This is a genomic window from Rhodopseudomonas sp. NSM, from assembly GCF_052445935.1.
Classification (GTDB): Bacteria; Pseudomonadota; Alphaproteobacteria; order Rhizobiales; family Xanthobacteraceae; genus Rhodopseudomonas.
The window spans coordinates 173,161-187,515 of sequence record NZ_JBQTCH010000007.1; the positions used below are offsets into that span (position 1 = coordinate 173,161).

The 14,355-nt window shown below is 66.7% G+C and carries 13 protein-coding genes; 4 read left to right on the forward strand and 9 right to left on the reverse strand.

Annotation, left to right across the window (positions count from 1 at the left end):
* The first annotated feature begins 387 nt into the window (after nt 1-387).
* Nucleotides 388-1,620, forward strand: a complete 1,233-nt coding sequence (locus ACTZWT_RS18485; RefSeq protein ID WP_444771141.1) for a glycosyltransferase family 4 protein — start codon at nt 388-390, stop codon at nt 1,618-1,620.
* Entirely contained in the window at nt 1,617-3,137 is a 1,521-nt protein-coding gene (locus ACTZWT_RS18490; protein ID WP_444771142.1) for a glucosamine inositolphosphorylceramide transferase family protein, read from the forward strand. The genes ACTZWT_RS18485 and ACTZWT_RS18490 overlap by 4 nt, the downstream gene beginning before the upstream one ends.
* A gap of 14 nt (nt 3,138-3,151) precedes the next feature.
* Here ACTZWT_RS18490 and ACTZWT_RS18495 read toward each other — a convergent pair whose 3' ends face one another.
* On the reverse strand, nt 3,152-3,511 hold the full coding sequence (locus tag ACTZWT_RS18495) for a hypothetical protein (protein WP_444771143.1): 360 nt from the start codon (nt 3,509-3,511) through the stop codon (nt 3,152-3,154).
* A gap of 251 nt (nt 3,512-3,762) precedes the next feature.
* Here ACTZWT_RS18495 and ACTZWT_RS18500 point away from each other — a divergent pair, with 251 nt between their 5' ends.
* Both ACTZWT_RS18500 and ACTZWT_RS18505 read left to right on the forward strand, forming a co-directional pair.
* The gene (locus ACTZWT_RS18500; RefSeq protein ID WP_444771144.1) at nt 3,763-5,136 is read left to right on the forward strand and encodes a lipopolysaccharide biosynthesis protein; all 1,374 of its coding nucleotides are present in this window, start codon (nt 3,763-3,765) and stop codon (nt 5,134-5,136) included.
* 191 nt (nt 5,137-5,327) lie between these two features.
* Nucleotides 5,328-5,912: a DUF2478 domain-containing protein gene (locus ACTZWT_RS18505; protein ID WP_444771145.1), complete on the forward strand. Its 585-nt coding sequence runs from the start codon at nt 5,328-5,330 to the stop codon at nt 5,910-5,912.
* A gap of 528 nt (nt 5,913-6,440) precedes the next feature.
* Here the strand turns inward: ACTZWT_RS18505 and ACTZWT_RS18510 are convergent.
* The 8 genes from ACTZWT_RS18510 to nifU form a co-directional block, all read right to left on the reverse strand.
* The gene (locus ACTZWT_RS18510; RefSeq protein ID WP_322514448.1) at nt 6,441-6,737 is read right to left on the reverse strand and encodes a ferredoxin family protein; all 297 of its coding nucleotides are present in this window, start codon (nt 6,735-6,737) and stop codon (nt 6,441-6,443) included.
* Between the two features lie 39 nt (nt 6,738-6,776).
* Nucleotides 6,777-8,084 (reverse strand): FAD-dependent oxidoreductase, encoded by a 1,308-nt coding sequence (locus tag ACTZWT_RS18515; RefSeq protein WP_444771146.1) that lies wholly within the window; start codon nt 8,082-8,084, stop codon nt 6,777-6,779.
* Between the two features lie 12 nt (nt 8,085-8,096).
* Nucleotides 8,097-9,200 carry an electron transfer flavoprotein subunit alpha/FixB family protein gene (locus ACTZWT_RS18520; protein WP_444771147.1) on the reverse strand — a complete coding sequence of 368 codons (1,104 nt, stop codon included), beginning with the start codon at nt 9,198-9,200 and terminating at the stop codon, nt 8,097-8,099.
* Between the two features lie 24 nt (nt 9,201-9,224).
* A complete protein-coding gene (locus tag ACTZWT_RS18525; protein WP_444771148.1) occupies nt 9,225-10,070 on the reverse strand; it encodes an electron transfer flavoprotein subunit beta/FixA family protein in 846 nt (281 codons plus the stop codon).
* A gap of 350 nt (nt 10,071-10,420) precedes the next feature.
* On the reverse strand, nt 10,421-10,792 hold the full coding sequence (gene nifW / locus ACTZWT_RS18530; RefSeq protein WP_444771149.1) for a nitrogenase stabilizing/protective protein NifW: 372 nt from the start codon (nt 10,790-10,792) through the stop codon (nt 10,421-10,423).
* Nucleotides 10,793-10,952: 160 nt separating this feature from the next.
* Nucleotides 10,953-12,092 (reverse strand): homocitrate synthase, encoded by a 1,140-nt coding sequence (gene nifV, locus ACTZWT_RS18535; protein WP_444771274.1) that lies wholly within the window; start codon nt 12,090-12,092, stop codon nt 10,953-10,955.
* A 34-nt stretch (nt 12,093-12,126) separates the two neighbouring features.
* Nucleotides 12,127-13,350 carry a cysteine desulfurase NifS gene (gene nifS / locus ACTZWT_RS18540; protein ID WP_444771150.1) on the reverse strand — a complete coding sequence of 408 codons (1,224 nt, stop codon included), beginning with the start codon at nt 13,348-13,350 and terminating at the stop codon, nt 12,127-12,129.
* Nucleotides 13,347-14,342 carry a Fe-S cluster assembly protein NifU gene (gene nifU, locus ACTZWT_RS18545; protein ID WP_444771151.1) on the reverse strand — a complete coding sequence of 332 codons (996 nt, stop codon included), beginning with the start codon at nt 14,340-14,342 and terminating at the stop codon, nt 13,347-13,349. The genes nifS and nifU overlap by 4 nt, the downstream gene beginning before the upstream one ends.
* Between the last annotated feature and the right edge of the window lie 13 nt (nt 14,343-14,355).

Genomic DNA, 14,355 nt, shown 5'->3' on the forward strand with positions numbered 1-14,355 from the left:
GATCATTGGCCGCGCCGACCCACGATATAGGCTGGCCTCGCGCCGCATGCCGCCCGGTGCGTCGGCGAGCCGCGGCACCGCCCGGGACGCCGACGCGGCGCCCGCGCTGCCTTGCACGCTGACTACAAAGTAAAGAACTACGGTTAATCGCCGGTTACGCCTCCACACGGGGCACGGCGTTAGCGAAAGGTTAACGCGGCGCCGACGCTTATGATCGATCCCGCCGGAGAGATCACACCATTAACCGCTTCGGCGGGAACCGCCCCACGAAATGTCCGGAAACGTGTAAAAGGCCGGAGCGCGCGTAGTACACGCTTCATTAACCAGCAGCGCGCATGCGGCAACGTCGACAATGGAAACGAAACCGAGTTGCTGAGAATTGTGGCCATGACGATCACCACGGACGACCGGACCGAACACGCGCGGATTCACGAAGGCGACGCTGACATCGCGCGACGGCCTGCGCCGGCTGCGGAGGCCGCGCCGGCGAAGCGCACGCGCGTGCTGCTGATCCAGACCCAGGCCGAAAACGCCGGCGCGCAGGAAATCTCGCGGCTGGTCGGCGCCGGCCTCGCCGCGCGCGGCTACGACGTCCACAATCTGTTCTTCTTCCGGCAGTCGCGCTCGTTCGACGAGCCGGCGCAGACCACCTATTGCGCACCGCGCCGTCCGGGCGATCCGCTGTCGTTCCTGCGCTTCCTCGGCGCGCTGCATCGGCGCATCCGGCAGCTCCGCCCCGACGTCGTTCTGACCTTCCAGCACTACGGCAATTCGATCGGCGGAGCCGTCGCGCGGCTGGCCGGCCCGGCGCCGGTGATCGCCAACCAGGTGTCGGCGCGCCTGATGATGCCGGGCTGGCTGCGCGCGCTCGACTGGTTGATGGGGCAGATCGGCGTGTTCGAAACGATCACCGTCAATTCGCACGACATGCTGCGCGACTATTCGCGCTATCCCGAAGGCTATCGCAGGCGGCTCGAGCACGTCCCGCACGGCTTCGACCAGAAGCAGGCGACGCTGTCGAAGACCGACGCCCGCCGCCAGTTCGGGCTGAGGCCCGATGCGGTCATTCTCGGCTCGGCCGCGCGGCTGCATCCGCTCAAGCACCTCGACGCCGCCGTGCGCGTCCTGGCGCAGCGGCCGGACTGGACCCTCGCGCTGGCGGGCCAGGGCCCCGACGAGGCACGACTGCGCGAACTCGCCGATCAGCTCGGCGTTGCCGACCGGGTGACGTTCATCGGCGAAATTTCTCCCGAGCAGGTCGCGAACTTCCTGGCCTGCCTCGACGTATTCGTCTTCCCGTCGCTCGCCGAGACGTTCGGCCTCGCCGCGGTCGAGGCCGCGCATGCCGGCGTGCCGGTGGTCGCCAATGATCTTCCGGTGCTGCGCGAGGTGCTGGCGGATCAGGGCGAGCCGGCGGCGCTGTTCGTCGATGCGTCGGACGCCGCCGCGATGTCGAATGCGATCGCCCGGGTGCTCGACGACGACGCGCTGCGCGCGCGGCTGCGTCGCGCCGGCGACGGGCTGAAGTCGCGCTACTCGGTCGACGCGATGGTCGACGCATATGTTCGCATCATCCAAGGTGCAGTCGGGCCGGCGGCGGAGGGAAGGAACCAGCCGTGATCGTTGAGCTCCGCGTCGACGACCAGCGCCCGCGACGGTGGATGCGCCATCTGATCGCGCTGCTCGGTTCGGATCAGCGCAAGCTCCAGATCGCCTGGGTGCGGACCGATGCGCGCCGGGCGGCCGGACTGGAATCATTGCTCGAGATCGAACGGATGCTGCTGCGGCGCGGCAGGCCGTGCGGCGCGGATGCCGATCCCGCGCTGACGAGCGAGCGCAATCCGCCGCCGCAGAGCGCCGACATCGTGATCGATATCACCGCGATGCCGCGCGATCCGTCGAGCGCAGCCCGGCTCTATCTGCGTCCGCTATACGAGGGCGTTGCCGGCGAGGACGCCGCGCTCGCCGCCATTCTCGGCGACGATCTGCCGTTGATCGAGATCCTCGACGAGGCCAGCGGCGCGATCGTCTGGTCCGGCAAACCCTCGGCCGAGACCGCCGACGGCCTCGGCGGCGCGCTCGACACCGTGATGGCGCGAACCGGCACATTGCTGAAAGGCGTGATCGAGTCCGGCCCGCGAGCGACCGCGCCGCGCGGGTCCGTTCGACGTCGCAGCCTGCGCTCGCCATCGGCCTATGTTCTGCGCGGCCTTGCGGCGGATCTGGTCCGGCGCATCTACCGGCTGTGCTGCTATTCCCCGCACTGGCGGATCGGATGGCGCAACACCGAAGATGCCGGCATCTGGACGTCCGCCGATCTCTCCGGCCCGGCCTGGCGCGCGGTGCCGAGCCCCGGCCACCGGTTCTATGCCGACCCGTTTCCGATCACCTGGAAGGGTCGCACCTTCGTGTTCTTCGAAGATCTCGACCATCGAGTCGGCAAGGGCACCATCGCGGCGATCGAATTCGGGCACGACGGACCGATCGGCACGGCGATCCCCGTGCTCGAGGAGCCCTGGCACCTGTCCTATCCGTTCCTGATCGTCCACGATGACGAATTGTGGATGATCCCCGAGAGCAGCGCCGCGCACCAGGTGAACATCTACAAATGCGTGCAGTTTCCGGATCGCTGGGAGCGGCACGCGACATTGCTGTCGGGCGTCGAATTCGCCGACGCGACGATCGTGCAGCACGACGGGCTGCATTACATGTTCGGCGCTACCCGCGACGGCGCGGGCGGCTATTCGGACACGCTGTCGATCTATCATGCCGACGATCTGTTCGGACGGTGGACGCCGCACGCGCAACGGCCGGTGCTGGTCGATCGCGCCAGCGCGCGGCCGGCCGGGCATTTCATCCAACGCAACGGCCGGCTGTGGCGGCCGGTGCAGGATTGCACGAACGGCTACGGCGGCGCGCTCGGCCTCGCCGAAATCACCGCATTGTCGCCGACGGACTTCGCCCAGACCGTCCACCACATCATCACGCCCGGGCCGCGCTGGCCGGGCCGCAAGCTGCACACGCTGAATCGATGCGGGCGGCTCGAACTGATCGACGGCACCATCATCCAGCCGAAGATCGAAGCGCTACGGCTGCCCGACAAGCTCGGCACTGTGGCCGACGCCCACAGCCGCTGAGGTCGCATAGCGCGTCAATGCCGCGGCATCCACCGCACCATCAGCCAGCCGACGATCAGCCCGACGGTGCCGCCGGACAGCTTCACGCCGGCATCGAACAGGCGGCCGTGCCGCGAGGGCGCCAGGACCTGCAGGATTTCGAACAGCATCGCCGCGCCGAGCACGATCGCGGCGGCAAACAGGATGTAACGCGGATAGGCCGCGGCGAACAATCCGCCGACCAGGGCAAACGCGAGAAATCGCTCGATCGAGGGCGGCCATCCCGTCGTCGGCCGAAGACCGAGCGGACTGAGCGTCGCCGTCGCGATGAACGCCAGGCTCAGCCACGCCGCTCCGCGCAACACCGTCTCGTACCTTACCGAAAGTTCAGTCATCAAGTCCTCGTCGCATCGGATCGTGCATGGTTAACAAGTCGACAATTCCGCCATTGCTAAGCGAACTGGAACCACGGCTCAGTCTTAACCTCACACGCAAATATCATTTCGAATTTTCACGATCGGTCCTCAGATAGGGTAAGTTACCGTCATACGCCAGAGCGCCGGCGCCATATCGTCGACAGGCTATCCGGCGAACGCGCGGCAACACGACGTCCGCACCAGTATCGCACCGACCAGGTTGAGTGAGAGTGAAGTTCAGCGTCGCGATCGGCAAGGTCATCCAGCTTCGCAACGACTCGACGGTTCGCGCGATGTCCGGCGCGTTCGCGTTGCGCGTCGCGATCACGGTGGTGAATCTGGCGCTGGTGACGCTCGCCGCGCGGATGCTGAGCAGGCACGATTTCGGCACCTACTCGATGCTGTTCAGCGCGGCCGGCCTGCTCAGCGTGATCGCGACCTTCGGCCAGCAGATCTTCGTGATGCGCTCGTGGAGCGAATTCGGCGCCGCCGGCAGCGAGAGCATGCTGAAAGGCGCGATGACCTTCAGCGCGCTCGCCTGCCTCGCCGGCGTGACGCTGATCGGCCTGCCGTTCTACGTCTGGTTCGCCGCGGAGCACGATGCGACGCTGGCGCTGTCGGCCACGCTCTATCTGGTGTCCTACTCGCTGATGCTGACTTCGGCGCACGTCACGCGCAGCGCAATCGGCGTCGGCGTCGGCGACGGCCTCACCTATCTCTTGGTGGCGGCGTGTCCGATCTCTTATCTGATCGGATGCTATCTGCTCGGCGCTCCGATCGAGATCTATCGCATCTTCCTGGCGATGGCGGGCGCGTCCGCCTTCACGGTGCTGGTGCAGATGATCCTGCTGCGGCGCAGGGTCCGGACGAAATTCCCGACACTCGGCCGCTCCCGCGCGAGCTTCGACCTCCGGACATGGATCACCCGCTCGGCCAAGCTCTGGGTGTCCGGCGGGCTGGAAGCCGCCAACCAATATGCCGACGTCGTGATCATCGGCTATCTGACGACGCCGTCGATCGCCGGCGCGTATTTCGTGACGACGCGGATCGCCAACGCCTTCGCGATGGCGACCGGCGCGGTCTACATCTTCTCGACCCGGCACATTCCGAACCTGTACTACAATCAGCAGCACCGGCAGCTCGACAGCCTGCTCGACTCGGTCGCATTGGTGACGCTGACCATCGTGGTCGGCGGCCTGCTGGTGGTGCTCGGCGGCGGACACTGGATACTGTACGCCTTCAACCCGGAATACGTGTCTTACTACGGCATGCTGGCGCTGCTCACCGCCGGGACGGCAGCCGTTGCGGCCACCGGCCCGTCCGGCTCGATCCTGATGCTGACCGGTCACGAAGGCCGCTATCTCGCGATCATCGGCGGCACGGTGCTGATGCGCGCGATCGGCTTCTTCGTGCTGATCCCGATGTTCGGCATTCCCGGCGCCGTGGCGGCGACGACGATCTCGTTCATCACCATGGCGCTGCTGCTGCGCAGCTCCGCCATCAGCACCACCGGCATCGACGGCTCGGTGCTGCGGCTGCTGACGCGACTGCGCCGCGGCCCGGTGTCGCTTCGCCCCGAACAGGCCGGCAGTTCCGAGCGATAGCGCCGTTCTGCCTTCGGTGGAATCAGCACTGGCGTTCCAGCGCGCTCACTGATGCCGCAGACCGCGCCGCGCCGTACAGGGCCGCGCCGCCGGCTGGTGTGCGCGACTGGGATTGATTTGCCGCAAAGCCGGCCGCTGCCGCTTCTGGCATTCTACTATGCGAAAGTCGTATTGGAAAATTGCGGGCAGCGATGGGGTTCAATCTCGGCAGGACTGGCAGGCCGTCGATTCTCGCGGTCGTGTATTCAGATGGCGCGGCCGCCTGCCGCATGATCTCGGAACTCGGCTACCGGTTGCGCAACGCCGGTGTCGTCGTCGCCGGGATCGTCCCGTATCACGCGACACGCGACAGCATCCCACGCTGCGACATGGAGGTCGAGGAACTCGCCTCGCGGATCATTCTGCAACTGGCCGAGGACCAGACGTCGCGGTCGAGCGGTTGCCGTGTCGATCCGCTGGCGATGCAGGACGCCGCCGCGCTGATATCGGCCGCGTTCCAGAAATGTCCGGAACTGCTGATCGTCAATAAGTTCGGCCAGCTCGAGGCCGAGGGCGGCGGACTTGGCGACGCGATCACCGAAGCGGTCGAACTCGGCATCCCGGTGCTGGTCGGCGTGCCGGAGCGCCGGCTCGGGCGCTGGCGCGAATTCACCAACGGCCTTGCCGAAGAGGCGATGCTCGACTCGCCGCGGGTGCAGCAATGGCTGGCGCGGCGCGGCTTCGCGTCCCAGCGCAGCCGGATCGGCGCCCAACAGGCGCTGAACTCGGCCGCCTGATCGACTGAAGCGATATGGCCCCCTGCCAGATGGGATGAGTCCCCATCCTGAGGAGCCCGGCGAAGCCGGGCGTCTCGAAGGATGGCGGAGATTCATCACCGGAGGCGCATGGTTCGTGACGGCGCTTCGCGCCTCCTCACCATGAGGTCGTGCCCATGGTGAGCTGTTCGGAATTCCAATGTTCGATTGATTGAAGCACCGCTGCATTCTCGCGTGCGGAGTCGTCATCCTGAGGTGCGAGCGCTGCGAGCCTCGAAGGATGCGGCCAAGCCGCTCGCGGCTCATCCTTCGAGGCCCGCAGCGCCGCGCATGCGCGGCCCAGCGGGCACCTCAGGATGACGGCGGTGATTTCATCAAAGCCAGAGCTGCTCTAGCACCGCCGAGTCGCGTTCGCGAAGACCGATGGCGGCTTCGTGAACGGCGCGTTGGCCGCCGATGTTGTCATGGCCGGGCTCGTCCCGGCCCTCGACGTTTTCTGTCCGCGAGAGCCGCTCTGTGTCCGATGGAATCAGCAGAGCCGCTCTAGGCTCAGCCGAATTTGAACAGCACGCCGTAGCCGCCGCGCGGGTAGTTCCATTCGATGTCGCCATTGCCCTCGGCGATCACCCGGCAGGTGCCGCATTCGACGCAGCCGTCGGGCGTCACCTCGACCTGGCCGTTGGTGTTCAGCTCGTAGCAATGCGCCGGACACACCTTGATCAGCGCCAGCAATTCCGCCGACGGCTTGGTGTGCGGCTTCACCTTGATGTGGGCGTTGCCGACGTCGACCAGATAGCGGTTCTGGAACAGCTTGTCTTCGACTCGGATCGGGGCTTCCACCGTCATTGTCTCGCTCTCCGGGTTTGAGTTCGTCGCTATCGTCGACTATCGCCACGCCCGCGCGAAGCGGAAGGCGTCGCCGAACAGGCCGGCCCAGGATCGCGCCGACACGAACGACTTGATGGTGACCTTCTCCTTGTCGACCTTGGGCGTGCCGTCGACCCGCACGAAGTTCTGCAGCGCCTTGTTGATGAGCTGCGGATAGGTCAGGAAGAAGTTCTGCGACTGGATGTGCAGCAGGTCCGGCATATCCTTGTACTTCTTCAGATCCTTGATGACGAAGCTGTCGTCCAGCATCTTCTTGTAGAGCGCGAGATTTTCCTTGGTCATCGGATCCTTGCGCGACTTGACCTGGAAGATCGCCTCGCCGGCGATCCGGCCGGAGGTCATCGCCAGATTCGAGCCCTCGCGATGCAGCGCGTTGTTGAGCTGCGCCGCGTCGCCGACCACAACCCAGCCGTCGCCATAGAGCTGCGGGATCGCCTTGTAGCCGCCCTCGGGAATGAGGTGGCCGGCATATTCCTTGACCTCGGAGCCTTCGATCAGCGGCGCGATCGAGGGATGCTTCTTGAAGCGTTCGAGCAGATCGTAGGGCGTCTCGCCGGTCTTCTGGAAATCCGCCACCAGGCAGCCGATGCCGACCGAAACCGATTCCTTGTTGGCGTAGACGAAGCCCATCCCGGTCATGCCGCGCGAGATCGTGCCCGCCGCCTCGATCACCACGCCCTCGTCGCCCTTGAGGTTGAAGCGCGCCTCGATGGTCTCGCGCGGCAGGAAGTGCATTTCCTTCACGGCGAGCGCGACGTTGTCCGGCGCCGGCCGGGCGCGCAGATCCGCCTTGGTGCCGAGCAGGCCGTTGACGCCCTCCGCCAGCACGACGACGTCGGCATGGACCTCGCCGCCCTCGCGGTCGGTGATCACGCCGATCACCTTGCCATAGGCGTCCTTGACCAGTTCCTTGACGGTGGTCTCGCACAGCACGATGGCGCCGGCTTCCTGCGCCTGGCTGGAGAACCATTTGTCGAACTGCGCGCGGATGATGGTGTAGCGGTTCGGCTTCTCTTCGTTGAAATCGTCCGAGCGATAATGCAGCCCGGTATGCGAGCGCTCGTCCATCATCCAGAACCGCTGCTCGACCAGATGCCGCTCCAGCGGCGCATCCTCGCGGAAGTTCGGGACCAGCTTCTCCAGCATCTCGGCGTAGAGAATCGCGCCCTGCACGTTCTTCGAGCCGGGGTACTCACCGCGCTCGATCTGCAGCACCTTCATGCCGCGTTTGGCCATCGTCAGCGCGGCGGCGTTTCCGGCCATGCCGGCGCCGACCACGATCGCGTCGAAACGTTCCTCGATCATGGCGAACTCCTGTTAGCTTGCGATGCGATCGCGGGTGTGCGGCGACAGCCGCTTGCGGAATGCTTCGGTCAGCGCCGGCAGCAGGCGGATCGCGTCGGTGACCAGCGCCAGATGCGCGAAGTCGAAGATCGGCGCGTTCTTGTCGGTGTTGATGGCGACGATCAGGTCGGCGCCGTCGACGCCGACGCGATGCTGGATCGCGCCGGAGATGCCGGCCGCGATGTAGAGCTTCGGCCGGATGGTCTTGCCGGTCTGGCCGATCTGGCGGTCGGCCGAGACCCAGCCCTTCTGCACCAGCGGCCGCGAGCAGCCATATTCGGCGCCGAGCACGCCGGCGAGCTGGCGCACCAGCTGGAAGTTCTCCATCGAGTTGAGCCCCATGCCGCCGGCGACGACGATGTCGGCGTAGGCCAGGTTCGAGGTCGCCTTGTCGCGATCCGGCACGAAGGCCAGGATCTTGGTGACGATGTCGTCCTCGACCATGCCGAGCGGGAATTCGATGATGCGGCCGACCGGCTTCTCGACGCGTTCCGGCATTTCCATCACGCGTGGCCGTACGGTCGCCATCTGCGGCCGGAAGTTCAGCGTGTAGATCGTGCACAGCAGCGAGCCGCCGAAGGTCGGCCGGGTCGCGGCGAGCGAATTGTCGGCGTCGACCTCGAGCTCGGTGCAGTCGGCGGTGAGGCCGGTCAGCAGCGTGGTGGCGACGGCGCCGGCGAGATCGCGGCCGAGCGTGGTGGCGCCGAGCAGCAGGATCTCGGGCTTGTAGGTGTTGACCAGATCGGTCAGCGCCTTGGTGTAGGATTCGTTGCGATAGTCGGTGAGCACGTCGTCGGCGACGATGTAGGCGAGGTCGGCGCCGTAGCAGAACGCCTCCGCCGCCGCCGCTTTGGTCGCCTCGCCGGCCGGGCCGATCACCACCGCGGCGAGTTCGACGCCGAGCTTGTCGGCGAGCCGGCGGCCGGAGCCCATCAGCTCCCAGGACACCGGATGGACGTGGCCGCGCTCCTGCTCGACGAACACCCAGACGTGCTTGTACTGCTTGAAATGTTCGGACAGCTCTTTCTTGGCGTTGGCGCGTCCGGCGGGCGGGGCAGGCTTTGCTGGCTGGCTCATGAGACTGCTTTCAAATGGGTGTTGTCAAAATCCACGCGCGAGCTCGAACATGTCGGCTTCGAGTTTCGGCCGGAGCTTGAAGATCTCGTCGATCAGCGCCTCCGCGGGCGGCCGGCCCGCCGGCTCCACCACCACGGCCTTCTCCGAGCGCGCGGTCGGCGCGAACACGCGCTTCACCACGGTCGGCGAGCCGCGCAAACCGCATTTGGAGATGTCCTCGACGCCGGCGTCCTGGGCGCTCCACTTCACCACCTCGGCGCGCGCCGCGGTGAGCGCGTTCAGCATGGTGCCGCGACGCACCTCGTTGGTGCCTTCCAGCATGGTGATCAGGCAGGGCAGCCGGCTGCGCAGCACCTGGACGCCGCCCTCGGAGCGGCGCTCGACCTCGATGCTGCGGCCTTCGAGATCCAGCGACGCGACCTTGGAGACGTAAGTGAGCTGCAGGAAGTCGAGCCGCTTGCAGATCCCGGGGCCGACCTGCGCGGTATCGCCGTCGATGGTCTGCTTGCCGGTGAAAACGATGTCGGGCTCGCCATAGGTGGCGCCGATCTTGCGGATCGCGGAAGCGAGCGCGTAGCTGGTCGCCAGCGTATCGGCGCCGGCGAAGAAACGGTCGGTCAGCAGCACCGCGCGATCGGCGCCGAAGGTGAGCGCCTTGCGCAAGGAGTCTTCGGCCGAAGGCGGACCCATCGTCAGCACCGTGACCTTGCCGCCGAATTTGTCGCGCAGCCGCAGCGCCTCTTCGAGCGCGAACAGATCGTACGGGTTGATGATCGTGGGCACGCCCTGGCGCATGATCGTATTGGTGACCGGGTGGACGCGGATCTGCGCCGAGTCCGGGACCTGCTTGATACAGACGACGATATGCATGGTGAGCTCCGCGCTTGCTGACACTCAGGACATCAGCTGACACAGCGACATCAGCAAGCCCCGTACCAACTTTTCGGCCGACGAAATTCGACCGATAAAGCAACGGTTTGCGCCGGACCGGCGAACGCCTTGGAATGGTTCTCGATGAACGCGACCCGACAAGTGTGACACTTGTCAGGAAGGCGACAGCGCGTTGAATAAGGACGCCCGGCATATCCAGCCCCGTCATGGCCGGGCTCGTCCCGGCCATCCACGTCAGCGCACAACAGCACCAAAAACGTGGATGGCCGGCACAAGGCCGGCCACGACGGAAAGATGCTTGTCGTGTTCGCTAAAAAGTACGCGAGCGGCTATTTCAGATCGTCGAGCGAGACGAAGGCCGGCCGCCGCGGCGATTTCGGCGCCACCGCGTCCTTGAGGACCTTGAAGACGCGCTGATCGAGCGGCGACGATGCAACAAAGTCGGCGTAGGCCCGCTCCAGCACCGCCTTGCAGCGCGCCGTCGCCTCGGCCACCGGCAGGCCGTCGAGATCCTCGCCGGCGAGATACTGGCCCATCCGCTTGAGGATATGCAGCCGCGCGACATTGACCAGCTTCGGATCGTAGGCGACGTCGAGCAGCTGGAAGAACTCCTCCGCCGACGCGGCGTTCTGCAACTGCCGGATGATGTCGGCCGGCGCTTGGGGGTCGCTGTGTTGGGAAGTGGCCTGGGTCGCGCTCATGTCATTCTCCTTCGGATGTGGCTTGCGGTGAAGCCCTCAGCTCCGTCATTGCGAGGAGGCGAAGCCGACGAAGCAATCCAGCGCCATGCACCGAGCCCCTGGATTGCTTCGTCGCTGCGCTCCTCGCAATGACGAAGGCCCTCATCGCCAATCTCGTCACTCAGGCGCAGTTCGGCAGCGTGCGGTCGTGAACCTCACGCCAGATCGCCGTCAATGTCTCGTTTCCGACCGGGCCCTTGTGGGCGACCGCGTGTAGCCGCACCCGCGCCAGAATGCCCTGCGCCTCCTCGGCCGTCGCCGGCAGGTTCAGCTTGGCCAGCGACGAGGTGATCGCCGACAGGCCGGAATGCTTGCCGATCACGATCCGGTTGGCGCGCCCGAGCAGCAGCGGATCGAGCGACTGATAGGTGCGCTGGTCTTTCAGCAGGCCGTCGACATGAATTCCGGATTCGTGGGTGAAGACGTGTTCGCCGACGATCGCCTTGTTGAGCGGAATCGTCCGCGCCGCAGCGGCCGCCACCACATCGGCGACATGGCCGAGCTCGGACAGCACGATGCCGGTGTCGCGACCGTAGAGCTGCTTCAGCGCGACGGCGACCTCCTCCAGCGGCGCGTTGCCGGCGCGCTCGCCGAGGCCGATCACGGTCACCGACGCATGGCTGGCGCCGGCTTGCAGCGCCGCCAGCGTATTGGCGGTGGCGAGGCCGAGATCGTCGTGGCCGTGAAATTCCAGTTCGAGATCGGTGGTGGCGCGCAGCGACGCCAGCAATTTGTAGCTGCCGAACGGGTCGAGCACGCTGAGCGTATCGGCGATCCGGAACCGCCGCGCGCCTGCCGCCTTCGCGGTGGCGATGACTTCGGCGAGAAATTCAGGATCGGCGCGCGACGAATCCTCGCCGCCGACCGCGACGTCGAGGCCACGATCGCGGGCATAGCCGACCACGCGTTTGACGGTCTCGATCGCGTTGGAGCGCTTGCCGCCGAGCTTGGCGGCGATCTGCACGTCGGACACCGGAACCGAGACATTGACCATCGCCACGCCGGCCTGCAGCGCCGCGTCGACATCCTCGGTGCGCATCCGGCACCAGGCGATCGTTGTCAGCGGCAGTCCGGCCTCGACGATGCTGCGGATCGCCGCGATCTCGTCCGGGCCCATCGCCGGCGTTCCGGCCTCGATTTCCGGCACCCCCGCCTGCGCCAAAGCGCGGGCGATCGCGAGCTTTTCGGCTTTGGAGAACGCCACGCCCGGCGCCTGCTCGCCGTCGCGCAGCGTGGTGTCGTTGAGCACGATCGGCGTCATGGCGGCCTTCGTCGCGGAACCGGCTGCGGTGATATCAGGCATGGGCACGCCCGAGCAGCGGGCCGTCATCGGCGTCGAACGGCGAGATCGCGCGCAGCTTCGCGACCACGCCGGGGATGACGGCGAGCGCGCGGTCGATGTCCTCGTCGGTGTTGTCGCGCGACAGCGAGAACCGCACGCCGCCGCGCACGGTGTCCTCGGCGACCTTCATCGCCATCAGCACATGCGACGGCTCGAACGAGCCGGTCGAACACGCCGAGCCCATCGAGGCGGCGATGCCGGCGCGGTCGAGCAAAGTGACGATGGCTTCGCTGTCGATATACGAGAACGCGATGTTCGAGGTGTTCGGCAGCCGCTCGGCGCGGGCGCCGATGGCGACGCAATGATCGACGCGCGCCAGGATCTCGCGCTCCAGCCGGTCGCGCAGGCCGCGCACCCGGATGTCCTCGTCGGCCATCGCCTCCGCGGCGAGTTCGGCCGCCATGCCGAGACCGACGATGCCCGGCACGTTCTCGGTGCCGGCGCGGCGGCCGCGCTCGTGCTGGCCGCCCTTGATCTGCGGCTTGAAGGCCGCGCCGCTGCGGACATACAGCGCGCCGATGCCCTTCGGCCCGTGCAGCTTGTGTCCGGACAGCGACAGCATGTCGATTGCGGTGGATTGCAGTTCGATCGGGCATTTGCCGACCGCCTGCACCGCGTCGGTATGAAACAGCGCGCCGACTTCTTTCGAAAGTTCGGCCAGATCGGCGACCGGATTGATCACGCCGGTCTCGTTGTTGGCCCACATCATCGACACCAGCGCGACGCGGTCCGACAGCGCGTCACGATAGGCGGCGATGTCGAGATGGCCCTGGCGATCGACCGGGATGACGTGAACGCGGATGCCCTTGTTCTTCTCCAGCCAGGCGCACAGCGACAGCACCGCGGGGTGCTCGACCGCGGTGGTGATGATCTCGCGCCGCCGGGGTGCAGCTTCCAGCGCCGACAGGATCGCTGTGTTGGCGCTCTCGGTGCCGCCGGAGGTGAAGATCAGCTCGTGCGGATGGGCGGCGCCGACCAGCGCCTGCAGCTGCTCGCGGGCGTGCTTCACCGCGCGCGCCGCATGGCCGCCGAGCGCGTGCTTGGACGACGGATTGCCGAAATAGCCGGAGAAGAACGGCAGCATCGCATCGACCACGCGCGGATCGGTGCGCGTCGTGGCATTGGCGTCGAGATAGACGATGTTCGCCGGCTGCGGCGGGGTGCGGGTCTGGCTCATGACACCGGCACCACGCGCAGCGGCCGGCCGATCTTGTCGGCGAGCCTGGCCTGAACCCCCGACAGCGTCACCGAGGAGAGCTGGCAGCCGACGCAATTGCCCGAGAGCCTGACGTAGACGATATTGCCTTCGACGCTGACCAGCTCGCAATCGCCGCCGTCACGCTTCAGATGCGGGCGCAGTTCGTCGAGCGCCTCGGCGATCAGCGTGGTCTGCGACGGCGCGTCGACGCCGACGGCGACCGGCGCGGGCGCCGGGCGCGGCGGCGGGGTCTTCGGCGCGGCGCGCAGATGCGCCGGCGCGGCCTTAGCGGCGAAGATGTTCGCCGCCGGCTGCGGTGCGCCGTGCGGCTTCAGATCGATCGCGCGTTGCGGCGCCGATCCGAGCTGATAGGCCTCGCCGGACTGGATCAGCCCGTCCTCGACCATGTCGGCATTGACCCGCGCCAGCAGGCCTTCGACCTGCTTGAAGCAGGAACTGCAACTGCCGGCCGCCTTGGTGTAGTGCGTCACCTGTTCCAGGCTGGTCAGGCGATTGAAGCGGATGGTGCGTTCGATCATCATCTGGCTGACGCCGAGGCACTTGCAGGACGGCGCGGCCCCGGCTTCGCTCAGTTCGGCATTGCCGCGATAGGCGGTTATCGCCTTCTGCAGCGCCTCATAGACCATCACCGCGCAATACATCCGCTCCGGTGGCAGCCCGCCCAGATAGTCCGCGATGTCCGCCGCGCCGAAGCCGGCGGCATCGTCGAGCGTCTTGCCCGTGATCATTTCCGTGACCGCGGAGGACGCGGCGATCGCCGAACTGCAGCCGAACGCCTGAAACCGTGCCTGCTCGATCCGGTCCGTCTGCGGATCGACCTGCAGCATCAGCTTGACCGCGTCACCCCAGCGGATGGTGCCGAACGAGCCGACCGCGTTGGCCTGCGGCAGCACGCCGGCATTGCGCGGACTGGAAACGTGTTCGTCGAGCCTGGCGAGATGATCGAGCATGACGACGCTCCGT